Below are 22,748 nucleotides of genomic sequence, written 5' to 3' on the forward strand. Positions count from 1 at the left end.
TCGGTCACCATGACCTCACCATCGTCTCTGACGTCCCCGTTGCCTTCAAGCTTTTCCACCATGTCGGACGCCCCTACCCCCTTCCCTTTATCTTCCTTGCCAGGTTGAAGAACTCCTCCATCTCATGGTTTTCCAAGGACTCTCCCCTGGCCATGCGTTCCTTAAGATATCTGTAACGTCTCATCTGGTGATTCCTCTCTAGCCCCGCCAGGATCTCCCCCACCGGGTCGTCCACCATCAGCTGGTCTAAAAACGCCCCCCCCTTGGCTATTATGGCGGGATAAACCCTGTCCCCCATCACGGCCCACCGGGACTCCATCTCCCCCGGGTCCTCCCCGCAAAGGAGCGCAAAGGCCAAGGTCCTGGCCTCATCCCTCCTGAGCAGGGGTATCACCCGCTCCGGAGGCAGAACCCCACGAAGCTCCCGGCGGTACCAAAGGGCGGCGCACAGCCCCCACTCCCAAAGGTCATCCTTGTCCTCCTGGGGAGAGTCCCCCGGAACACCCGCAGAAGACCCATTGCCCGACGCCCTGCCGGGCGGCTCTCCTACAGCGGCAGGTCCTAGGGACCCACCCCTGCCCCGGCCAACTCGATCCAACTCCCTTTCCAACTGGTGGGGCAACACCCCAAGCACCTCCGCCACCTTCGGTATGTGTTCCTTAAGATACAGGGGCGAAAGGCTCGCAAGACCCTCCAAGAGCTCCCGCTGCCCCTTAAGATCCATCCCCAAGGCGCCGGACCCCACCCTGGAGGCGGCGTGAAAGACCGGCAGGGGCAACGCGGATTCCAGGGCTGCCTTGAACTTCGATACCCCATCGGGGGCGGACAGCAACTCGTCTGGATCCTTCCCGGAAGGGATCCGCACCACCGCCACCTCAACGCCCATTCGATGCAGCATGTACATCCCCCGTACCGCCGCCTCCTGACCCGCCAGGTCCGAGTCGAAACACACGGCGCAGCGGTCCGAGTGCCGGGCTATCATGGCGCACTGCTCCTCCGTGAGGGACGTGCCAAGGCACGCCACCGTCTCGTTGAACCCCTTGAGATGGCAGCGGATGGCGTCCATGTAGCCCTCCACCAGTATCACCCTTCCCCGCTCCCTTATGGCCTGTTTGGCCATGTTCAAAAGATACAGGAACTTCCTCTTCTCGAACAGGGGGCCCTCGGGGCTGTTGACGTACTTGGCCCCTTCACCGTCCACCAAACGGCCTCCAAACCCCACAAGCCGTCCGGTCTCGTTCCTCAAGGGGAATATAACCCTTCCCCGGAACCTGTCATAGGGCCCCCGCTGTCCCTCCACCAAAAGCCCCGCGTCAAGAGCGTCTTTCACGCTGAACCCCCTGGAGGCCAGATGATCCCTTAGGGCCCCCCAGGACATGGGGGCCCAGCCCAGCTCAAAGAGCTCAAAGGCCCGTGGGTCCAGACCCCTTCGGCTGAGGTATCCCTGGGCCGCGGCACCCTCCTTAGAGTTAAGCCTGTCACGGAAGAACCGCAGCGCCTCCTCCAGGATAGGAAGGCGGGAGGAAACCCTCTTATCTACCTGCACCCCCGCCATCTGGGCCAGCTTCTCCAGCGCCTCCGGGAAGGACAGGTTCTCCATGGCCATGACGAAGGAGAATATGTCTCCCCCCTTGCCGCATCCGAAGCAGTGATATGTTTGGCGTTCCTGGGATACCGTAAACGAGGGTGTCTTCTCGGAGTGGAAGGGACACAGGGCCACGTAGTGTTTACCCCTCTTGCGCAGGGGCAAATAGGCGGACACCACGTCCACGATATCCAGTCTTTCCTTTATGAGGCGCACGTGGTCGTTCAAAGCCACACCCCCGGCAAACCAAGGATCCGCAGGGGGTTTCCCACCGCCCCTGCGGATCTTTTTACGCTGAAACGTCCCAAAGGGCCCAAAAGCCCCCTGGGAGAATCCCAGGGGGCCGCGCATTTCTCGCTCAACGGTTCAAGCTTAGAGGAAGAGGGGAGCCAAGACCAGGGCCACCACGGACATGAGCTTGATTAGTATGTTGAGGCTCGGACCGGCGGTATCCTTGAAGGGGTCTCCGACGGTGTCCCCCACCACCGCCGCGGCGTGGGCAGGGGTGCCCTTGCCGCCATGGTGCCCCTCTTCGATGTACTTCTTGGCGTTGTCCCAAGCGCCGCCGGCGTTGGACATGAAGATGGCCATCATGACGCCGGTGACTATGGATCCGCCAAGGAGCCCGCCAAGGGCCTGAACTCCCAGGAAGTAACCCACCAGCACCGGCACCGCCACCGCCATGAGGCCGGGCACCACCATCTCCCGAAGGGCTGCGGCGGTGGATATGTCCACGCACCTCTCGTACTGGGGCTCCGCGGTGCCCTCCATTATGCCCGGGATCTCCCGGAACTGGCGGCGCACCTCGTCTATCATCCTCTGAGCCGCCCGGCCCACCGCCTGGATGGAGAGGGCGCTGAAGATGAAGGGCAGAAGACCGCCGATGAAGAGCCCCACCATCACCTTGGGGTCCTTAAGGTCTATGGCGGAGAGCTTGACCGCCTGGCCATAGGTCACGAAGAGCGCCAGGGCGGTAAGGGCGGCGGAACCGATGGCAAGCCCCTTGCCTATGGCGGCGGTGGTGTTGCCCACGGCGTCCAGCTTGTCGGTGATGTTCCTTACTTCCTTGGGGAGCCCGCTCATCTCGGCGATTCCACCCGCGTTGTCGGCGATGGGGCCGTAGGCGTCCACCGACAGGGCCATGCCGGTTATGGCCAGCATGCCCACCGCGGAACAGGCGATCCCATAGAGTCCGCCGAACTTGACGCCCGCCAGGGTGGCGGCGCAGATGAAGACCACCGGCCATCCGGTGGACTTCATGCCCACTCCGATGCCCGCCAGCACGTTGGTGGCGTAGCCCGTGTTGGAGGCGTCAGCTATCTCCTGGACGGGCTTGTAGCTGGCGGAGGTGTATATCTCGGTCACGTAGCCGATGGCCACGCCGGCGGCCACGCCGGCCACCACCGCCCAGAAGAGGGTAAGATCCTGGAAGATCCAACGGGTGACGAAGAAGGTGCCTAGGATCATGAACACCCCGGTGGAGATAAGCCCCATCCGAAGGGCAAGCTGCGGATCTCCACCCTCCTTGACCCTCACGAAGAAGGTGCCGAGTATGGAGGCCACTATGCCAACCGCGGCGAGGAACAGCGGATAAGCCACCCCGGCGGTGCCGAAGACCATGGCCCCCACGGACATGGCGGCTATGATGGAGTTGACGTAGGACTCGAAGAGGTCGGCGCCCATGCCGGCGATGTCGCCCACGTTGTCACCCACGTTGTCCGCGATGACCGCCGGGTTCCTGGGGTCGTCCTCCGGTATGCCCGCCTCCACCTTGCCCACCAGGTCGGCGCCCACGTCGGCGGCCTTGGTGTAAATGCCGCCCCCCACCCTGGCGAACAGGGCTATGGAGCTGGCGCCGAATCCGAAGCTGGCTATCACGTTGGGGTCGCCAAAGAGCACGTACATGGCCACGATGCCGATCACGCCCACACCCACCACGGTCATGCCCATGACGCTGCCGCCCTGGAAGGCCAGCTTCAGGGCGGAGTTCATGCCCATGGTGGCGGCGAAGGCGGTCTTACCGTTGGACTTGGTGGCCACCTTCATGCCCGCGTAGCCCGTGGAGGCGCTGCATACGGCGCCTATCACGAAGCACACCGCGCTGGGCACCCCTATCTTGTAAGCCAAAAGGGCTCCAACCACCGCCACAAAGGGGATGAGCGCCTTGTACTCCCTGTAGAGAAACGCCATAGCGCCCCTCTGGATGATGCCGGAGAGGCGAACCACGTTCTCGTTTTCCACCTTGAAGGCGTTGATGCGCCCCGTGGCCACCAACGCGAACAGGATGGCCAGAACGCCGGTTCCGCCCACCACTCCTAACCACGAGTAACCCATGACCCAGACCTCCTCGAACAAAAAAGTGAAATAGAAACACTACCCCCCTCATGAGGGGGGTACCAAAGCCGACGTTGATTATATCCATCCTTAACCCCCAAGACAAGGGAGCCCCGGAATTGACAAATTCCGAAAAATCTATTAGGAATCCTCTCCCTCCCCTTCGTCCCATACATAGGCCCTGACCCATCCCCTCTTAAAACGAACCCCCTTGAGCTCTCTGACCATGCCCAGAAGCCCTCCACGGACGAAGTCCGCCACGAAGTCCTTCATGGGAACCTCCCCGGCGGGGGTGAAGACCCGGCTCCTTTTATGCCCCCTTCTTGCCATGTCAAGGAGCTTCTCACACAGCTCCTCGAGCTCCTCCTCTCCACCCCAGTAGGTGAAGAAGACTCCATCCACACCCTTAGGAGCGTCCTTGCCCACCCAAACCTTCGGGAACCGCAGGGACTTGCCCCCCTCCACCAAAACCAGGTCCTTGGTGGGGAAAAGGCGCATGGCAAGCTCCCCAACCTCCCATTGACCCACCATGTCAAACCTGGCTCCGTCGGGACCTAAAAGCACTGCGGATCCCACCGCCCCAAGGGCCTTGCCGGTATCGGTGGAAGCCGGCGAGAGGACCTCTTCGCTGGTCCTCTTTATAAAACCCACGTGACACCCCCTCTGGGTCAACATATCCAATATCTTGACGCAAAGGGTGGTCTTGCCGCTGTCCTTGAGTCCGCAGACACACACTATGGGCAACATCAAAACACCTCCGCAGCTTGGGTCACCTTCAAGAATGATACATCAACCGGGTTGATATCCAAAAATCCACAATGTTTCCGTCAAAATGATATAATTAACCACATGCTGTTAATTGAAAACGGGGGAGGTGGCGGATCTGAGCGGGGATATCTTCAAAGTGCCGGTGCAGGACCTCATAAGCTTCGGCGGCATCGTGGCCGAGGACGTCATGTCCGTGAGGGGTTCCGTCATCATCCCCAAGGGAACTAGGCTTGCCATGCTGGGGGACTCCATGCTGGTGCTGATGAGGCGGCTTCTGGACGAGGGCATCTGCTACATCCACGTCCGCCGGGAGGACCACGTGGAGCAGGACGCCCTGGACTCCTTCATAGACCAGGTGATGAGCTCCAACGTGATAATAGACCCGGAGGTGGCCAACAGGTCCATAACGGAGGTTAAGAGCCTGTTCGAGTCCATAAGAACCCAGCGGATAACCCCGGAGCTTATGGGCCCCATCTCAGAGGTGGCGAAGGAGCTGTTGGAGCAGATACTTACGAAGCCCAAGATATTGTTCTCCGTGGCCAAGGTGCGCCATTGGGACGAGTACACCTTCGTGCACTCCTTCAACACCGCCGCCATATCGGGCTTCCTTGCCCACCGGATGGCTTCGGAGTTCGCGGAGATCGCGGTGCTTGGGGGGCTTTTGCACGACCTTGGGAAGGCCCGGATACCCCTTGAGATCCTCAACAAGCCAGGCCCCTTGACGGAAGAGGAGTTCAACCTCATGAAAACCCATCCCCTCCTGGGGGAACAGCTGGCCAGGGAGCTTGGCATAGACAACCCCCACATCCTGGCGATAATAAGGAGCCACCACGAACGCTGGTCCGGCGCGGGCTACCCGGACGGCAAGCGCGGGGAGGACATAAACTTCCTGTCCCGCATCGTGGCGGTGGCGGACGCCTTCGACGCCATGACATCCGAGCGGAGCTACAAACAAGCGGTCCCATTCAGGGAGGCGGTGAACACCATCATCCTGGACGGGGGCACCCATTTCGACCCCAAGGTGAGCAGGCTCCTGCTCACCTCCTTCGGCATGTACCCCCCGGGATCGGTGGTGGAGCTGTCGGACAAGTCCATAGGGGTGGTGGTCTCGTCGGGGGGGGAAGACCTGCTGCGGCCGGTGGTCATGATCAAGGTAAACCCCGACGGTAGCCTCAACGAATCCCTGCACCTAATGGACCTTAAGCGGTCGGACCTTAGGATACGGCGGTACCTGGGATGGGAGGGGAAGAGGGCCCTGTAAGGGGCCCCCTATAGATCACGACCGGGCCTACTCCCACTCGATGGTGGCCGGCGGCTTGCCGGTTATGTCAAGGACCACCCGGTTTATACCACGCACCTCGTTGCATATGCGGCGGCTCACCCGGTCCAGGAGCTCGTAGGGAAGCCTCGCCCAGTCGGCGGTCATGCCGTCCTGGGACTCCACCGCCCTTATAACCGCGGTCTCCGCGTAGGTTCTCACATCCCCCATCACCCCCACGGACCTGACCGGCAGCAGCACGCAGAAACACTGCCAAAGGGAGTCGTACAGGCGGAAGTTGGAGATCTCCTCCTGCAGTATGTGATCCGCCTCCCTAAGCACGTCAAGCCGCTCCTTGGCTACCTCCCCAAGGCACCTAACCGCAAGGCCGGGTCCCGGGAAGGGATGCCGCTTGAGGAACCCGTCGGGGACCCCAAGTATGGCTCCTATCCTCCTCACCTCGTCCTTGAAGAGGTCCCTCAGGGGCTCCAGCACCTTGAGCTTCATGAAGTCCGGAAGCCCCCCCACGTTGTGGTGGGACTTTATCACCGCCGCCCCCTTGCCCTGGTGCCCGCTCTCGATCACGTCGGGATACAGAGTTCCCTGAAGAAGCCACTTGGCCCCCTCCACCAGGGCGGACTCCTCCTCGAAGACCCTAACGAACACCTCTCCTATTACCTTCCTCTTGGCCTCCGGCTCCTCCACCCCCTTGAGGGCCCCAAGGAAGCGGTCCGACGCGTCCACCATCTTCACGTTAAGATCCAGTTTGGCGTAGGTGTCCATCACCTGCCGGGCCTCGTCCTTTCGAAGAAGCCCGTTGTCCACGAATATGCAGCGGAGCCTATCCCCTATGGCCCTGGAGGTCAGCACCGCCGCCACCGTGGAGTCCACCCCGCCGGAAAGGCCGCAGATAACCCGGTCCTCCCCAACCTGCCGTCGGATGCTCTGGACCATCTGTTCCACCCAATCGGTGAGCACCCAGCTCCTCTCGCAGCGGCATACCTGGAACAGGAAGTTGGAAAGCGCCAGGGTGCCGTTCTCCGTGTGGGCCACCTCCGGATGGAACTGAAGGGCGGAAATCCTGCCCCCCTCCAGCTCAAAGGCCGCCACGGCGCCGGACTCGCTCCTGGCTAAGACCTTGGCGCCCGGCGGCACCTGCTCCACCTGGTCCCAGTGGCTCATCCAAACGGTGAACTCCTGTGGGAAGCCGCCGAGCAGCGTGCCCTGGCACTCCACCCGGACCTTGCAGCGGCCGTACTCCGCGCTTGGGGCCTTGACCACCTGCCCTCCCATCTGATGGGCCAGCATCTGCATGCCGTAGCATATGCCCAAAATGGGGATGCCCGACTTGAGGAGCCTTTCGGGAAGCTTTGGGGCTCCCTCTTCCACGCAGCTCCTAGGACCCCCGGAGACTATGATCCCCTTGGGGGATCTGGACAGGATCTCCTCTGGCTCCGCGTCCCAAGGGAGTATCTCGCTGTAAACCTCAAGCTCCCTGACCCGGCGGGCTATCAACTGGGTATACTGGGATCCGCAGTCCAGCACCACCACCATGTCCTTGACTTCCATCGAAAACACGTCCTTCCTTTGGGGCTTAACTAAAAACTCCTCGTGGTCGGTAAAGTAAACACCGAAGAGTATGCCACACCTTTGGGATCAGGCCAAGGCATAAAAAAAGGAGGGGCGAAAGCCCCCCCTGCAGATCTAATGGGTCGACCTAGTCGTAGTCCTCCATGCCGCCGGGCATCTTGGGCATGTCCTTCTTCTCCGGCTTGTCCGCCACCAGCACCTCGGTGGTGAGCAGCATGGCAGCGATGGAGCCGGCGTTCTGGACGGCGCTCCTGGTGACCTTAACCGGGTCGATGATGCCGGACTCGATCATGTCCACGTACTCGCCGGTGGAGGCGTCCAGGCCCTGGCCCTTCTTGAGGCCCCGGACCTTCTCCACCACCACGTCGCCCTGCAGGCCAGCGTTGGTGGAGATGAGGTGCAGAGGCTCCGTGAGGGCCTTACGAACGATGGAAGCGCCGGTCTTCTCGTCACCCTCCAGCTTGGATATGAACTCGTCCAAGGCGTTGGCGCAGGACACGAGGGCCACGCCGCCTCCAGGAACGATGCCCTCCTCCACCGCCGCCCTGGTGGCGTTGAGGGCGTCCTCGATGCGGTGCTTGAGCTCCTTCTGCTCGGTCTCGGTGGCAGCGCCCACCTGGATGACCGCCACGCCGCCCACCAGCTTGGCAAGCCGCTCCTGGAGCTTCTCCTTGTCGTACTCGGAGGTGGAGTCCTCGAGCTCCTTGCGGATCTGGGCGGCCCTGTCCTTTATGGCCTTGGGATCCCCGGCGCCCTCCACGATGGTGGTCTCCTCCTTGGCCACCCGGACCTTCTTGGCCCTACCGAGCATGGAGATGTCGGCGTTCTCCAGCTTTATGCCCACTTCCTCGCTGATCACCTTGGCGCCGGTGACCACCGCGATGTCCTGAAGCATGGCCTTGCGCCGCTCGCCGAAGCCCGGAGCCTTAACGGCCACCACCTGCAGGATGCCACGCAGCTTGTTGACCACCAGGGTGGCCAGGGCCTCGCCCTCCACGTCCTCGGCGATTATGAGCAGGGGCTTGCCGGTCTGGACCACCTTCTCAAGCACCGGGAGCAGGTCCTTCACGTTGCTGATCTTGCCGTCGTGGACCATGATGTAGGCGTCCTCGAGGACCGCCTCCATCCTCTCGGGGTTGGTGATCATGTAGGGGCTCACGTAACCCTTGTCGAACTGCAGACCCTCCACCATCTCGAGGGTGGTGCCCACGGTCTGGCTGTCCTCCACGGTGATGACCCCGTCCTCGGTCACCTTGTCCATGGCCTCGGCGATGAGCTCGCCGATCCTCTTGTCGTTGGCGGAGATGGAGGCCACCTGGGCGATCTTGGCGTGCTCCTTCACGGGGATGGCCTGCTTCTTGAGCTCCTCAACCACCACGTCGACGGCCTTCTCGATGCCCCGGCGGAGCAACATGCCGTTGGCGCCGGCGGCCACGTTCTTGAGGCCCTCCCGGATCATGGCCCGGGCCAGCACCGTAGCGGTGGTGGTACCATCACCGGCCACGTCGTTGGTCTTGGAGGCCACCTCCTTGAGGAGCTGGGCCCCCATGTTCTCAAAGGGATCCTCCAACTCGATCTCCTTGGCTATGGTGACGCCGTCGTTGGTTATGGTGGGGGAGCCGAACTTCTTCTCCAACACCACGTTGCGCCCCTTGGGGCCCAGGGTCACGCCAACCGTGTCCGCCACCTTGTTAACACCGCGCTCAAGGGCCCTTCTGGCCTCTTCCTTGAAAAGCAGGATCTTCGGCATCGTGTTTTGCCCTCCTTGTAGTAGGGTGTGCTATGTTGCCTGGTTTACTTCTCCACTATGGCGAGCACGTCCCGCTCGCTGAGGATGAGGTACTCCTGGCCGTCGAACTTGACCTCGGTTCCGGAGTACTTGCTGTAGATCACCCGGTTGCCCACCTTAACCTCCATGGGAAGCCGCTGACCGTTGTCAAGCACCCTGCCGGTGCCCACCGCCACAACCTCGCCCTCCACGGGCTTCTCCTTGACGGTGTCGGGAAGCACTATGCCACCCTTGGTCATCTCCTCCTTCTCCACCGCCTTCACCACGAGACGGTCGCCTAGAGGCCTAAGCTGCATCTAAATCCCTCCTCCTTGGAGTTTGTTACCCGGATTCCGTGTTAGCACTCCTAGGAGCCGAGTGCTAACCTCACGGCTGAAAGTCTATTCAAAGTCCCCGTTTTCCTCAAGAACCGTTATCGCCAAATAAAACCGGATAGAGGCGAATAAACCCGCTCTATCCGGTCAAAACCGCTTTTTTTGATGTTTTTTGACTTACCGGGCCATCTCCCAAGAAGGATCCGCCCTTAGGGTAAGGTCGTCCCGGATGCCCCTCATAAAGGCCCACCACCCAGCGGCGGCTATCATGGCCCCGTTGTCGGTACAAAGATCCTTAGGGGGCAGGAAAACCCGGATCCCCCTGTTCGTGAGGCCCATAAGACGCCTCCTGAGCTCCGAGTTCGCCGCCACGCCGCCGGAGGCCGCCACGGTCCTCACCCCCGTAAGACGCACCGCCAGCTCCAGCTTCTCAAGCAGCGAGTCCACCGCCGCCCTCTGGAATGAAGCGCAAAGGTCCGGCACCGACAGGGACTCTCCTTCCTTTCGGACAAGCCACAACACCGCGGTCTTAAGGCCGCTGAAGCTGAACTCCACCTGGTCCGCCCCCCGCAATGGCACCGGCAGCTGATACCTCGCGGGATCCCCCTGCAAGGCAAGGCGGTCTATCACGGGGCCGCCGGGGTAGCCCAAACCCAACAGCTTCGCCACCTTGTCGTAGGCCTCCCCAACAGCGTCGTCCCTGGTGCCCCCAAGAAAACGGTAGTCCCCAAAGGAGCGCACCAGTTGGATCTCCGTGTGCCCCCCGGAGACTATAAGGCATAGAAACGGAGGCTCCAGGTCATGGTGGGCTATCACGTTTGCGAACACGTGACCCTCCATGTGGTTCACCCCTATTATGGGTACATCCCAACCATGGGACAGCCCCTTGGCGGCCATGAGGCCCACCAAGAGGGATCCCATAAGCCCCGGGCCCGCGGTGACCGCTATCAGGGACAGCTCCCTCATGGGATTAAAAACCCCCGCATCAGCAAGGCAGCGCCTCACCAGCCCAACCACAGCCTCCTGATGCCTTCGGCTGGCAAGCTCCGGCACCACGCCGCCGTGGGGGGCATGCTCCTCCACCTGGCTCATCACCAGCGAAGCTTTTATACGACGAGGGGCCTCCAGGACCGCAACCCCCGTGTCGTCACAGCTGCTCTCTATGCCAAGCACAAGGCCCCTTGGGACAGCGCTCATCGGCAGGTGCAACTCCCGCAGGTACCGCACTTGGAACCGCCGCAGGAGCAGGACTTGCGCCGCTCCCCCTTCTCATGTATCAACACCTTACACCGGCAGTGAGGGCAGGAAGCTATGTGCCCCTCGGTCTCAATCCTCCTGCCGCACTCCACGCAACGGTAAACGTGCAACCCCAACACCTCCTCGCCGCCTTTGCAATTGCAATCCGCGACCAAAGCCTCCAACCTCCATCCAACGTCACTTGGCAACCTTCATATCCACCAGGTCATCGCCGTAACCCACCTTAACCACAGAGCCTCTGCTTATCCTAGCCGGGGAAATCACCCCAAAAAAGCTCTCATCCCCAGAAGAGAGCTGGAACAGCATCCGGTCCTTTGGGGTCATAAGCAGGCCCTCGCTCAACCTCTCCCCCACCACAAGCTTGTCCACCTCCAGGTCAAAGGGCTTATGGGCCCTCACCGCCACCGCCACGAGGCTGTGCCCCTTGGGCACCGAGTCCAGCTTATGGGCCTGCTCCACAAGCCACTGTGGCGGGAACTGGGCGGACCTCAACGCATCCGCAAGCCTCTGATCCACCAACACGAACTCAACGGTGCAGCGGGCGCCGATCACCAAATCCCCCAGGACCTGGCCCTCAACATAGCACTTGGCGCTCTGTCCCTCTATGACCTTTGCCAGCTTCTCGTCCATACCCAAAGAAACACCCGGCAAAAGGGCCAATATCACCGCCGCCGCCACACCCCGGATGACCGATGAAAAGCAGGCTTTCAAGGACTTAAACACCGCCCCTCACCCTCCTTCCCCTAACCTTAAGCCACTTAAGCTCCTCCATACCCATCGCCGCCGCCACACCCAGGTAAACCCCAAGGGCCAAAAGGCCGCAAAGGGTAAACCAACAAAGCCGCCCCACCAAGGCGCCGTGGTAAGGATAACCCCATACGCTGGAGTATCCCGCCAGGGCCGCGCCCATGGCCGCCAAGGGAATACCCTGCCTTACGGCCCACCGGACCTCAAAAAGCCCAAGGGAAATTCCAAGATCCCTGGACACCATGGCCACGCCGGTTAAAGAGGCGACTAAAAACGCCAGGGACGTCCCAAGGGCAAGGCCGGAGTAAGAGAACCGGGCCATGAGAAGATACCCGAACAACAGGTTGCACAGCACAGTAACGGCGGTCACCCACATGGCCCCCTTGGCCATGCCCCTGGCGTAGAGGGCCCTCATGACTATGGCGTTGCAGCTCATGAAGGCAAGGCCCACCCCGTACATCCGAAGGGCCCCGGAGGTGGCCGAGAGGGCCCACTGGCCGAAGGCGCCGCGGAAGAATATTAGGTGCGTAACGGGCCTTGCAAACATCACAAGCCCCAGCGAAACGGGCAGCACCGCAAAGAGGTTGAACCTCAAGGAATCCCGGAGGAAGACGCTGAATCCCTCCCTGTCCCAAGGTTCCAGGCGGGACAGGGCGGGTAGTACCGCCTGGGCTATGGCCACCACGAACAACCCCAACGGCAGCTGGAGCACCCGATCCGCGTAGTTGAGGGCCGATATGGCCCCTCCCTCCAGGTACGACGCGAGAAACCGGCTTATCACCGGGTTAAGCTGGTTCAGCGACAGCCCCGCCGCGTAGGGAAGGAATAGCCTCATCATCCTCCTTAACTCCGGATCCGCCCGGTCGGGCCTTGAGGGGCTCAAGGGGACCCCGCAGCGGTAACACCACACCCACTGGAGGAGCATCTGGGAAAAACCGCCCATGAACACCGCCGCCACCACGTGCCACACCGTCACCTTCGGGTAAAAGGACCACACCAAGAGGATGAACACCAGGTTGCTCAACGCCGGCGCCACCGCTGGCACGAAGAACCGATCCAGGCTGTTGAGCACCCCCATGGCGAGGGCCCCCATGGACATGAACATGAGGAACGGGAACAGGGCGGCGGTGAGCCTTGAGGCGATCAATCGGTCCTCAGGGGAAAAGCCCGGGGCCATAATCCTCACTAGCCATCCGGCCCCCGCCATCCCCAACAACACCACCAAAAGGGTTCCCAACAGGAGCACCGCCGAGGCCTGCCTTGCAAGCCGCTCCGCCTCCTTAGGGCCCCGGTCCTTCAGCACCCGGCTGAAGACCGGCACGAAGGCGGCGGAGAGGGCCCCCTCCGCCAGAAGCTGTCTTGCCAGGTTTGCCAGCGTGTAGGCCACGTAAAAGGCGTCCAGCTGCCTGGTGGCCCCGAAAACCGCGGCGGTTATCATCTCCCGCACCAGCCCCAAAACCCGGCTCGCTAGGGTCCCTACGGTCATCCTCAAGGCGTTGCGCACCATGGAGGACATGGCGGAACCGCCTCCACCGGAGGCCCTATTAAGGCTTACCACCTAAACTCCTCCCCCAGGTAGAACTTGCGGGCCTCTTCGCTCTCCGCCACTTCCTCAGGGGCACCCTGGACCACCACCCGGCCCTGGTGGATCAGGTAGGTCACGTCGGTTATGGACAAGGTCTCCCTCACGTTGTGGTCCGTAAGGAGTATCCCAAACCCCTTTTCCTTGAGGCTTCTTATCATCTGCTGTATGTCGTAGACCGCTATGGGGTCTATGCCGCTGAAGGGCTCGTCCAGAAGCAGAAACGACGGCTTTAGCGCCACGCACCGGGCTATCTCCACCCTGCGCCTCTCCCCTCCGCTCAGCGCATAACCCTTGGTGTCCCTTATGACGCCTATGTTGAACTCCTCTATGAGCCTGTCCACCTGAGGCCCGTAATCCCTCTCGTGCCATCCAAGCTCCTGATAGACAAGCTCCAGGTTCTCCCTCACCGTAAGGTTCCTGAATATGGAGGCCTCCTGGGGGAGGTAGCCAAGCCCCCGCCGGGCCCTGAGGTACATTGGAAGGCCAGTCACGTCCTCGCCGTTAAGTATCACCGACCCCTCGTCGGGCCTTATGCGCCCCACGGTCATGTAGAACGTGGTGCTCTTTCCCGCGCCGTTGGGGCCCAAAAGACCGGTAACGCAGCCTCGGCGGACCGTGAAGGAAACGCCGTCCACCACCCTTCGGCCCCGGTAGCTCTTGGCCACATTCACCACCTCAAGGGACCCGGACTGAACGGCGGTCACCTCTTTTCCTCCTCCCCGCCCTTGGGACCCTTCACGGGGAACGTCACCTGGGTGGAGCCATAGGCCTCAAGGCGCCTTAAGTTGGTCTTGTAAACTATCCTGTCCGCAGTCAAGGTCCTTCCCCCCCGCTGCACCGCCTTGGCGGAACCGGTGACCTCCAGCACCCCCGATACGCCGTCGTAAGAGGCCCTATCGCCGGTCATGACTATGTCGGACCCGCTCTTGTCCTTGGCTATGCAGGTGACGCCTCCTGAGGCCTCCGCGGATTCAACCTCCCCGGAGCGCTTAAGACGTCCCTTCACCGAAGGGGCTCTAAGTTCAAATCCCTCCTTGAGATCCCGGTACCTTCGAACGTTTAGACCGCTGAACTCGAAGCGGTTCCGCTCCACCCGGTCCGCGTCGATCATCTTCCCCATGAAGGTCCCCCTTACGGCCCCCTCCAGGGTGTACCTAAGGCCGTCGGAGGTCCATCGGGCCACGGAACAGGTGAGGTTATCGCCTCCCCTAACCGCCCTAACCCCTCCCCTGGCCACGGCCTCGTAGACGTCGCCCCCCTGGGACTTAACGTCCAGGGTCTTGGAGAACACCTTAACCCCTTCCTTCCTAAAGAAGGCCTCCACGTTCCCGCTAAGGGAGAAGGTCTCCCCGGACACGCTGCCCTCCCCAACGTCGCCCAGGGCCTCCAGCTGATCCCGTTGCACCTTGACGTTGCCCTCGGCCCTGAAACGCTCGGTGGCGCCGTCATATACCAGCCGCTGGGCGGTAAGCCTGGCAACCCCGCCCTGGGCGCTGGAGGCGGCGGCAACCGACAAGAGCGCCAGCCCGGCGGCAAAAGCAAAAAAACGTCTCATTAACCCATACCCCCCACGGAGGATCTAAAAAATGAAAAGGGCGTCCCCAAAGGAACGCCCCATATTCTACCATCATCGCCGCCCGGAGGGTGGGCAGGGATCATCGACCGCCGCGGAACAGGGCCTCCCCTATCTGCACCGCGTTAAGCGCCGCCCCCTTAAGTAGGTTGTCCGACACCAACCACATGGCAAGGCCGTTCTCAAGGCCCGTGTCAGGCCTTATGCGCCCCACCAGCACCTCTCCACGGCCCGCCCCGTCGTGAGGGGTGGGATAAAGGGCCCCCTTGGGGTCGTCCATCACCACCACCCCCTTAAAATCCGCGAGGATCCTACGGGCCTCGTTGGCATCGGGCCTCTCCTTAAAGGAGGCGGATATGGCCTCCCCGTGGCAGTTGAAGGTGGGAACCCTAACGGTGGCGGAGCTCACCTTAAGGTTCGGCATACCCAGTATCTTCCGGGACTCCCGAACCATCTTCCACTCCTCATCGGATATGCCCTGGTCATCGAAGTCCCCTATGTGGGGCAGCAGGTTGAAGGCGATGTCCCGTGGATAAACGGAGTTCCTCCAGGTCTCGCCGGAGAGAAAGGCCTTCGATGCCCCTTTGAGCTCCTCCACCGCCTTCCAGCCCGTTCCCGAAACGGACTGGTAGGTAACCGCGGAGAAGTACACAAGGCCGTAACGCCTGTGGAGGGGGTAAAGGGCCATGAGGGCCCCTATGGTGGCGCAGTTTGGGTTGGCCACTATGCCCCTATGCCAGGCCAGGTCTTCGGCGTTTATCTCCGGAACCACCAGCGGCACGTCAGGATCCATCCTCCAGGCGGAGCTGTTGTCCACCACCACCGCCCCCTTGGAAACCGCCACCGGGGCCCAGGTCCTGGAAGGGCCGGATCCGGCGGAGAAGAGGGCAAGGGACACGCCGTCGAAGTGGCGCTCCTCCACCGGCAGCACCTCCAGCTCCTCCCCCCGGAACGTGACGGTCCTGCCCTTGGACCTCTCGGAGCCCAAGGGCACCACCTGATCCACCGGGAGGGAACTTCTCTCAAGGCACTCAAGCATGCGGCCACCCACCAGCCCGGTGGTCCCCAGAACCGCTACCTTCATCAGAAAGACGCCTCCTCTATAAAGACCTCGTGAAGGGCCCTTACGGCCTCATCACACCGATTGGCGGGCACCACGCAGGTGAGCGACAGGGAGTTGGAGGATATCATGTCTATGTTTATGCCCTCCTCCGCCAGGGCCTGGAACATGCGGACCGGCAGCTCCGGGTGGTTCGCTATCCCCGCCCCAACCACGGACACCCGGGCTATCTCGGAGTCAAACCCCACCCCCTGGGCCTCCACCTCCTGGCAGAAGTCCCTGGTTATGTCTATGGCCTCGTCCAGACAGGTCTTCTTCACCAGGAAGGTTATGTCGTTAAGGCCTCCCCTCATGGTGTTCTGGATTATCATCTCCGCGCCGATGCCCCTTTCCGCCAGGCTCCGGAAGAGCCTAAGCGCCACGCCGGGCATGTCCGGCACCCCTATGACGGTTATCTTGGCCACCTTGGTGTCGTGGACCACCGCCTTTATGACAAGACCTTCGCTCACCGGGTTAGTCATCACCCAAGTTCCCTCCTCTTCGGTGAAGCTGGAGCCCACATAAAGGGGCACCTGGTACCTCATGGCCATCTCGACGCTCCAGGCCTGAAGCATCTTGGCCCCCAGGGCGGACATCTCCATGCACTCCTCGTAGCTTATGCCCTTGAGCTTCACCGCCCCCTTCACCACCTTTGGATCCGCGGACATGATGCCCGCCACGTCCTTCAATATCTGGCAGCTATGGGCCTTAAGGGCGGCGGCCAGGGCCACGGCTGAGAGATCCGACCCTCCCCTCCCAAGGGTTATCACGTCCCCAGAGTCGGTCACCGCCTGGAAGCCGGTAACCACCGGCACAAGGCCTCTGTCCAGGGCCTCCTCCACCGCTGAGGCCTCCACCCGGTATATGCGGCCCTCGGTGGGGAACCCCACCGCCTTGAACCCCGCCTGGGCGGCGGTGAAGGACACAGCCCCCACCCCCTCCCCCTGAAGGGCCAGGGCGAGCAGCGCCACGCTCTGCTGTTCGCCGGTGGCCAAGAGCTGATCCAGCTCCCGGCCGTCACACCTAAGGGAGACGTCCCGGGCCAAGGACAGAAGCCTGTCGGTGGTGCTTCCCATGGCGGACACCACCACCGCCACCCGGAACCCCTGATCCTTGACGGACTTTATACGGCGGGCCACCGCCCTCATCCTCTCGGGGTCCGCCACGGAGCTTCCACCGAACTTGAGAACCGTCAAGGGCAGATCCGTCATCCTCTCAGCCAATTAAATCACCCCCCCGCAAGGCGTCTTACCTCGGCGCCTGAGGCCGGACAGTGGAGGACGAAGAACCGGGACCTCACCCCATGCTCCATGAAGGTGCCACACATGGCCTGGGCCACCAGGCTGGGGGAGCCCTTCACAAGGGCTATCACGCTGGGCCCAGATCCGCTTATGGCCACCCCAAGACAGCCCGGCACGGACTTCACCCGCTCCATTATCACCTCTCCGCCGGGGAACAGCTTGGACCTGTAGGGTTGATGCAGCCGGTCATCCATGCCAAAGGCCAAGAGGTCGAACCTTCCCATGGACCAGGCGGCGGCCAGAAGCGCCGCCCTGCCCAGGTTGAACACCGCGTCCTCGAAGCTGACCATCTTGGGCAGGGCGCTTCGGGCCTCGTGGGTGTTGACCATTACATCAGGGACCGCCACCACCGCCATGAGGTCCTTAGGCGGCTGCGGCAGCTTCAGGAACTTAAGCCCCTGCTCGCCCATGCAGCTTACCACCACCCCGCCGAGAAGGCAGGGGACCACGTTGTCCGGGTGCCCCTCCAGCAAGACCATCAACCGAAGCAGTTCCTCCTGGGACACCTTCATCCCCGACACCTCCGCCGCCAGGAGCACCCCCGCCACCACCGCCGTGGCGGAGCTGCCAAGTCCCCGGCTCAAGGGTATGGCGTTGTGGCACCTAAGCCAAAGGCCGTGGCTTTTAACTCCCATGGCGTCACAGGCCGCCAGGTAGCTTTTCACCACCCCGTTCTCCTCCAAAGAGGCGGGATCCATGGACCCTACCCCCTCTCCTATGACCTCCACCTTGAACTCCCCTTCCGGGAGCAGCTCCATGAGGTCGAACACGTTGTACAGGGAAAGGGCCATACCCATGGCGTCGAAGCCGGAACCCAGGTTTGCGCTGGTGGCGGGGGCCTTCACGGAGAGCATGGGGCGCCTCATGCCAGCACCTCCCTTATGGCATGCCAGGAGGCGTCCACCTCCACGGGATCTGCCGCCATCCCAAGGGGCGTCTCCAGGTCTTTAAGGCCGTTGCCGGTGAGGACCATGACCACCTTTATCCCCTTGGGAAGCCTTCCAAGGGACTTGAGCTTGAAGAGCCCCGCCAGGGGCACACAGGATGCGGGCTCCGCGAAGATGCCGCACCGGGCGAGCTTCATCTGGGCTTCCAGTATCTCCTGATCCGAAACCGACTCGAAAAAACCGCCGCTCATCTTGACCGCCCAGCGGGCCTTTGGGGCGTTGACGGGCTTGCCTATCCTTATGGCGGTGGCCACGGTGCTGGGGTTTTCCACGAACTCCCCCCGCACCATGGGGGACGCCCCTTCCGCCTGGAAGCCCGCCATCACCGGCACCTTGGGGATGAGCCCCTCCCGCCGGTAACGAACAAACCCCGCCCAATAGGCGGTTATGTTGCCCGCGTTCCCCACCGGGATGGCCAGCCAGTCGGGGGCTCCCTTCAGCTGATCGCATATCTCGAAGGCGCCGGACATCTGTCCCTTAAGCCTCATGGGGTTCACGGAGTTGACCACCTTCAGCCCAAGCTCAGGGGCTATCTCCCGCACCAGCTTCAGGGCATCGTCGAAGCTTCCCCTGACCGCCACCACCTTGGCGCCGTAGATGAGCGCCTGGGCCACCTTGCCCTTGGCGACCTTGCCGCTGGGGAGCAGCACAGAACAGGAAAGCCCCCCCGCGGAGGCGTAAGCGGCGGCGGATGCGGAGGTGTTCCCCGTGGAGGCGCAGATGACGCCCCGGGCCCCCTCCTCCATGGCCTTGGACACCGCCAGCACCATGCCCCGATCCTTGAAGGAGCCCGTGGGGTTCGCCCCCTCCACCTTTGCCCACAGCTGAACTTCCAGCGCCTCCTCCAACCGCTCCAACCTCACCAGCGGCGTGTTCCCCTCCCCCAGGTCAAGGCACGGAGTCCTTGACGAAATGGGGAAAAACCTTCCGTAGCGACCAAGAATGCCCAAAGAAGCCACCCCCTCCGTATATGAGCAAGGCGGCCCCGTCGTCAGGAGACGGGGCCGCCGCGGTTCCACTCCAGTTCCCAGGCCCCCTCAACGGTTATCAAGGGTCGGCCCAGGCCCTCAAAGCCCTCTGTCGGGGGGCACCCGTGCGCCTTGCCCCCATGGGTCCTTAGACTCACAAGTTCAACACCGGAACCCATGGAGTTTTTTCGGCGCCCGCTCCGGGACGGTCTTCCCGGCGGGACCGCGGGAGCCCTCTCAGCCTTCGGGGCCCCCTCTCTGGGGCGGTGAAACGCCGGTACTCTTCCCTTCATGGCGTTAACTATTCATCTGTAGACCCAAGGTCGCCAAAGGACCTTAAATTGGGAGGTTTTATACAATATGCCGCCTTCCTTGTCAACCATGCCTCATAACTTTGTAACCGGCCAGAGATACTGTCACCCTATAAGGGGGCGGAGAAAATGTCACCATGAGAAGGGATGACGTTTTCTTGAGTGAAAAGGGATCAAGGCGGGTATATTTTATGGCGCGGTGCTTGCTTTTGGAGAAAAGGGTAAGCTGACAGCAGCCAAAGAAACCCGGGTTACCCGTCGGCGGAAGCTTGAGGCCCCTATACCCAAGGCCGTCTGGACAGGGCGGGGGCTTGGGGAGGAAGCCCTGGGATCTAGGCTTCATGGGGCCGTTAAACACAAAAAGCTTACCGCTGGAAGGGGTATTTACCGCCGGAGGGCTTTTAAAAGGAACCTGCTTATGGTATATTTCAGCGTCTGATGGATCCTAAATCGCCTTGAGGGCAGGGGCGGCCCCTTCCTCCAAGGCAAAAAACACATAAGAGTCTTCGGAGGTATGGTTGATGGCCATTCAGCGTTCCGGCGAGGATCAGGTGATAATGACCCGTGAGGGTTACGAGAAGCTAAAGCAGGAGTTGGCCTCCCTTCGGGGGGACGGCAGGTCCGAGATAGCCTCCAAGCTGGAGGAGGCCAGGGCCTTCGGGGATTTGAGCGAAAACGCGGAGTACCACGCCGCCAAGGAAGAGCAGGAGAAGCTGGAGAGCCGCATCATGTGGCTCGAGTACCAGCTCAGCAAGGCCAAGGTGGTGGAGGCCTCGGACATAGACGCCAGCATAGTGAGCCTGGGCACCAAGGTGGTTTTAAGGGACCTTGATACAAACCAAACCTTCACCTACGTTTTGGTCGGCTCCGAAGAGGCGGATCCAAAGGCCAACAGGATATCCGCCCAGAGTCCTGTGGGGAAGGCCATAATAGGCAAGTCCGCCGGCGAGGACGTGCTGGTCCGGGTGCCCAAGGGAACCAGACATCTCAAGATAGAGGCCATATCCATAGACTAAGGGGCCTTAAGCGCCCCGGCGAAGGACCGATGAAGGGCCCCCAAGGGGTCCTTTTTTGCTTAACCTTCATCCTAAAACGCCGCCGCTCACTCCGCCTCATCGGCCCTTGTGGACTTTGCGGACAGCATCAGGTCATCCTAAAAACGGTGATCCCGTCGTCTTAAACAATATCTGCCAAGGGGTGAAATTTTCGGATGGAGATGGCAAATCCACAGTGGATGGGGCTGGCGGTGTTTGCAGCCACCTACGCGCTCATAGTATCGGAGAAGGTTGACAGGGTTGCGGCCGCCATGGGCGGCATATGCGCGGTCCTGCTGCTTCGCCTGGTCGATCAGGAGCGGGCCTTTTCGTTCATAGACTTCAACACCATAGGACTCCTCATGGGGATGATGATCCTGGTGGGGGTGGTGAAGAAGACGGGGCTCATAGAGCTGGCGGCGGTGAAGGCCATCGCCATGAGTTCCGGCAGCCCCTTGAGGCTCATAGTACTGCTCTCGGTGCTCACAGCGGTGGTGTCCGCGTTCCTGGACAACGTTACGACGGTCCTCATAACCGGCCCGATCGTGATGGCGGTGTGCGACGTTTTGGACCTAAACCCAATGCCCTTCGCCCTTTCCATGATCTTCTCCTCCAACATAGGGGGCACCGCCACCCTCATAGGGGATCCACCTAACATCCTCATAGGTTCCGCCGCAAAGCTCAGCTTCAACGACTTCATAGCCAACATGGCGCTACCAAGCGCCATCTCCCTTGTGGCATCCATCATCACGGTGATAATCATCTACCGCAAGGACCTTTCGGAGCCCCCAAGGAGCTCCGTGAGCTTCCAACAGGAGCGCCAGCGCCTGGATCCGGTCATAACCCCCCGGGTGCTGGTGATCCTGGGGCTGGTCATGGGGGCCTTCCTGCTTCACCACCTTTTGCACCTGGAAGCTGCCACCATCGCCCTTACCGGGGCGGCGGCGGCCCTCATAACCTGCAAGGTGGACGTGGAGGAGGTTATAATGCACGAGGTTGACTGGGTGACACTGGTCTTCTTCTCCGCCCTCTTCATGCTGGTGGGAACGGTGGACCACCTGGGCATAATATCAAAGGGGGCGAAGCTCATGGTGAGCCAGGTGGGGGAAAACCCCAAGGTCATGGCAATGGTCATCGTCTGGGGATCCGGCATCATATCAGGAGTGGTGGACAACGTGCCCTACGCCGCCGCCATGATACCCATGGTCAGGGACCTAGCCCATTTGACCGGGGCCAACGTAACCCCCCTTTGGTGGTCCCTGGCGCTGGGATCGTGCCTTGGAGGCAACAGCACCCTGGTGGGGGCCTCCGCCAACATAGTGACCGCCAGGATCGCGGAGAGAAGCGGATGCAACATCACGTTCAAGGGCTTTCTCAAAGCCGGAATTCCGGTATCCGTATCGACCCTTTTGATCTCCTCCGCTTACGTGCTAATCCGATATTACTGGTAGCGGAAAGCACCGCGCCGGCCCCCAAACAGAACAAAAGCGGGCGGAGCCGTCCACGGCCTTCCGCCCGCTCGTTTTATCCCCGGCAGGGATCTTAAGGCCCGATGGATGCCTCGCATATGCGGCGAAGCATCTCCTCAAAGGACCATCCGAAGGCCTTGGCGGACTTAGGCACCAAGCTTGTGGCGGTCATGCCCGGCGCGGTGTTCACCTCCAACACGTAGGCCCTGCCGGTACCCTCCTCCAACCGCAGATCCACCCGGGAGTACACCGAACAGCCCATGGCGTTGTAGGCCTTCACCGCCGCTTGGGACACTTCCCGAAGCTCCTCTTCCGTCAGTGGTGCGGGACAAAGGTACTCGGTCATGCCGGGGGTGTACTTGCTGTCGTAATCGTAGAAGCCCCCAAGGGGCCTTATCTCCACCGGCGGAAGCGGCATGGCCCCGTCCTCGCCGTCGAAGACCGCCACGGTGAGCTCCCTGCCAGCTATGAACCTCTCCGCCACCACCTTAGGGTCGTAGCGCCTGGCCTCCACCAGAGCCCCTTCAATCTGACGGTGATCGTCCACAATGCCTATTCCCACGGTGCTTCCGCACCGGCAAGGTTTGACCACCATCTTGCCCCACCTATCAAGGGCCCCGGCGAGAAGGTCCATGGGGGATCCGCCCTCATCAACCACGACTCCCGGCGGTATCAAAACCCCCCGGGACTCAAGGACCGCCCTTGTCACGTCCTTGTCCATGCAAGCCCAGCAAGCCCCCCACCTAGGGCCGGTGTGAGGTATCCCATGGGCCTCCAACAGACACTGCAGGGTTCCATCCCTGTCGCTTATACACATCT

20 protein-coding genes are annotated in these 22,748 nt (G+C 61.7%); 3 read left to right on the forward strand and 17 right to left on the reverse strand.

Annotated elements, in window-relative coordinates; all coding sequences use genetic code 11:
- Positions 1-73 precede the first annotated feature (73 nt).
- The 3 genes from dnaG to N2315_03990 all read right to left on the reverse strand — a co-directional run bounded on the left by dnaG (position 74) and on the right by N2315_03990 (position 4,666).
- A complete protein-coding gene (gene dnaG / locus N2315_03980; GenBank protein ID MCX7828352.1) occupies positions 74-1,813 on the reverse strand; it encodes a DNA primase in 1,740 nt (579 codons plus the stop codon).
- Between the two features lie 144 nt (positions 1,814-1,957).
- Positions 1,958-3,919, reverse strand: a complete 1,962-nt coding sequence (locus N2315_03985; GenBank protein ID MCX7828353.1) for a sodium-translocating pyrophosphatase — start codon at positions 3,917-3,919, stop codon at positions 1,958-1,960.
- Between the two features lie 141 nt (positions 3,920-4,060).
- Positions 4,061-4,666, reverse strand: a complete 606-nt coding sequence (locus tag N2315_03990) for a molybdopterin-guanine dinucleotide biosynthesis protein MobB (GenBank protein MCX7828354.1) — start codon at positions 4,664-4,666, stop codon at positions 4,061-4,063.
- A 112-nt stretch (positions 4,667-4,778) separates the two neighbouring features.
- On the opposite strand from N2315_03990, the gene N2315_03995 reads away from it, so the two are divergent.
- Positions 4,779-5,948 carry an HD-GYP domain-containing protein gene (locus N2315_03995; protein MCX7828355.1) on the forward strand — a complete coding sequence of 390 codons (1,170 nt, stop codon included), beginning with the start codon at positions 4,779-4,781 and terminating at the stop codon, positions 5,946-5,948.
- A 27-nt stretch (positions 5,949-5,975) separates the two neighbouring features.
- Here N2315_03995 and guaA read toward each other — a convergent pair whose 3' ends face one another.
- From guaA to thrC, 13 genes are all read right to left on the reverse strand, one after another.
- On the reverse strand, positions 5,976-7,514 hold the full coding sequence (gene guaA / locus N2315_04000) for a glutamine-hydrolyzing GMP synthase (GenBank protein ID MCX7828356.1): 1,539 nt from the start codon (positions 7,512-7,514) through the stop codon (positions 5,976-5,978).
- A 148-nt stretch (positions 7,515-7,662) separates the two neighbouring features.
- Positions 7,663-9,285, reverse strand: a complete 1,623-nt coding sequence (groL, locus tag N2315_04005; GenBank protein MCX7828357.1) for a chaperonin GroEL — start codon at positions 9,283-9,285, stop codon at positions 7,663-7,665.
- A 44-nt stretch (positions 9,286-9,329) separates the two neighbouring features.
- Positions 9,330-9,620 carry a co-chaperone GroES gene (gene groES / locus N2315_04010; GenBank protein ID MCX7828358.1) on the reverse strand — a complete coding sequence of 97 codons (291 nt, stop codon included), beginning with the start codon at positions 9,618-9,620 and terminating at the stop codon, positions 9,330-9,332.
- Between the two features lie 195 nt (positions 9,621-9,815).
- Positions 9,816-10,835, reverse strand: a complete 1,020-nt coding sequence (gene tsaD, locus N2315_04015; GenBank protein ID MCX7828359.1) for a tRNA (adenosine(37)-N6)-threonylcarbamoyltransferase complex transferase subunit TsaD — start codon at positions 10,833-10,835, stop codon at positions 9,816-9,818.
- Positions 10,832-11,005 carry a hypothetical protein gene (locus N2315_04020; protein ID MCX7828360.1) on the reverse strand — a complete coding sequence of 58 codons (174 nt, stop codon included), beginning with the start codon at positions 11,003-11,005 and terminating at the stop codon, positions 10,832-10,834. Before N2315_04020 ends, tsaD begins: the two co-directional genes overlap by 4 nt.
- A 67-nt stretch (positions 11,006-11,072) precedes the next feature.
- Complete coding sequence (locus tag N2315_04025) at positions 11,073-11,618, reverse strand: hypothetical protein (protein MCX7828361.1); 546 nt, start codon at positions 11,616-11,618, stop codon at positions 11,073-11,075.
- Positions 11,611-13,200 carry a murein biosynthesis integral membrane protein MurJ gene (murJ, locus tag N2315_04030; GenBank protein MCX7828362.1) on the reverse strand — a complete coding sequence of 530 codons (1,590 nt, stop codon included), beginning with the start codon at positions 13,198-13,200 and terminating at the stop codon, positions 11,611-11,613. The genes N2315_04025 and murJ overlap by 8 nt, the downstream gene beginning before the upstream one ends.
- Positions 13,194-13,931, reverse strand: a complete 738-nt coding sequence (lptB, locus tag N2315_04035; GenBank protein ID MCX7828363.1) for an LPS export ABC transporter ATP-binding protein — start codon at positions 13,929-13,931, stop codon at positions 13,194-13,196. Before lptB ends, murJ begins: the two co-directional genes overlap by 7 nt.
- Positions 13,928-14,782, reverse strand: coding sequence for a hypothetical protein (locus N2315_04040; protein MCX7828364.1), 855 nt, complete (start codon positions 14,780-14,782; stop codon positions 13,928-13,930). The genes lptB and N2315_04040 overlap by 4 nt, the downstream gene beginning before the upstream one ends.
- 100 nt (positions 14,783-14,882) lie before the next feature.
- Positions 14,883-15,884: an aspartate-semialdehyde dehydrogenase gene (locus tag N2315_04045; GenBank protein MCX7828365.1), complete on the reverse strand. Its 1,002-nt coding sequence runs from the start codon at positions 15,882-15,884 to the stop codon at positions 14,883-14,885.
- Entirely contained in the window at positions 15,884-17,122 is a 1,239-nt protein-coding gene (locus tag N2315_04050) for an aspartate kinase (GenBank protein MCX7828366.1), read from the reverse strand. The genes N2315_04045 and N2315_04050 overlap by 1 nt, the downstream gene beginning before the upstream one ends.
- 5 nt (positions 17,123-17,127) lie before the next feature.
- Positions 17,128-18,066 (reverse strand): homoserine kinase, encoded by a 939-nt coding sequence (gene thrB, locus N2315_04055; protein ID MCX7828367.1) that lies wholly within the window; start codon positions 18,064-18,066, stop codon positions 17,128-17,130.
- On the reverse strand, positions 18,063-19,106 hold the full coding sequence (gene thrC, locus N2315_04060) for a threonine synthase (GenBank protein ID MCX7828368.1): 1,044 nt from the start codon (positions 19,104-19,106) through the stop codon (positions 18,063-18,065). The genes thrB and thrC overlap by 4 nt, the downstream gene beginning before the upstream one ends.
- A gap of 841 nt (positions 19,107-19,947) precedes the next feature.
- On the opposite strand from thrC, the gene greA reads away from it, so the two are divergent.
- A complete protein-coding gene (greA, locus tag N2315_04065) occupies positions 19,948-20,442 on the forward strand; it encodes a transcription elongation factor GreA (GenBank protein ID MCX7828369.1) in 495 nt (164 codons plus the stop codon).
- Positions 20,443-20,636: 194 nt separating this feature from the next.
- Complete coding sequence (locus N2315_04070) at positions 20,637-21,911, forward strand: ArsB/NhaD family transporter (GenBank protein MCX7828370.1); 1,275 nt, start codon at positions 20,637-20,639, stop codon at positions 21,909-21,911.
- A gap of 91 nt (positions 21,912-22,002) precedes the next feature.
- On the opposite strand, the gene N2315_04075 is transcribed toward N2315_04070, so the two are convergent.
- On the reverse strand, positions 22,003-22,748 hold a 746-nt coding region (locus N2315_04075; GenBank protein ID MCX7828371.1), incomplete at its 5' end, for an ATP-grasp domain-containing protein.

Source organism: Thermanaerothrix sp., assembly GCA_026417795.1.
Classification (GTDB): Bacteria; Synergistota; Synergistia; order Synergistales; family Synergistaceae; genus Thermanaerovibrio.

What these genes read in the sequence shown, in the direction of transcription:
- N2315_03985 (MCX7828353.1), bottom strand. Translation starts at nt 3,919, where the DNA reads ATGGGTTACTCGTGGTTAGGAGTGGTGGGCGGAACCGGCGTTCTGGCC.
- N2315_03990 (MCX7828354.1), bottom strand. Translation starts at nt 4,666, where the DNA reads ATGTTGCCCATAGTGTGTGTCTGCGGACTCAAGGACAGCGGCAAGACC.
- guaA (MCX7828356.1), bottom strand. Translation starts at nt 7,514, where the DNA reads ATGGAAGTCAAGGACATGGTGGTGGTGCTGGACTGCGGATCCCAGTAT.
- groL (MCX7828357.1), bottom strand. Translation starts at nt 9,285, where the DNA reads ATGCCGAAGATCCTGCTTTTCAAGGAAGAGGCCAGAAGGGCCCTTGAG.
- groES (MCX7828358.1), bottom strand. Translation starts at nt 9,620, where the DNA reads ATGCAGCTTAGGCCTCTAGGCGACCGTCTCGTGGTGAAGGCGGTGGAG.
- tsaD (MCX7828359.1), bottom strand. Translation starts at nt 10,835, where the DNA reads ATGAGCGCTGTCCCAAGGGGCCTTGTGCTTGGCATAGAGAGCAGCTGT.
- N2315_04040 (MCX7828364.1), bottom strand. Translation starts at nt 14,782, where the DNA reads ATGAGACGTTTTTTTGCTTTTGCCGCCGGGCTGGCGCTCTTGTCGGTT.
- N2315_04045 (MCX7828365.1), bottom strand. Translation starts at nt 15,884, where the DNA reads ATGAAGGTAGCGGTTCTGGGGACCACCGGGCTGGTGGGTGGCCGCATG.
- thrB (MCX7828367.1), bottom strand. Translation starts at nt 18,066, where the DNA reads ATGAGGCGCCCCATGCTCTCCGTGAAGGCCCCCGCCACCAGCGCAAAC.
- greA (MCX7828369.1), top strand. Translation starts at nt 19,948, where the DNA reads ATGGCCATTCAGCGTTCCGGCGAGGATCAGGTGATAATGACCCGTGAG.
- N2315_04070 (MCX7828370.1), top strand. Translation starts at nt 20,637, where the DNA reads ATGGAGATGGCAAATCCACAGTGGATGGGGCTGGCGGTGTTTGCAGCC.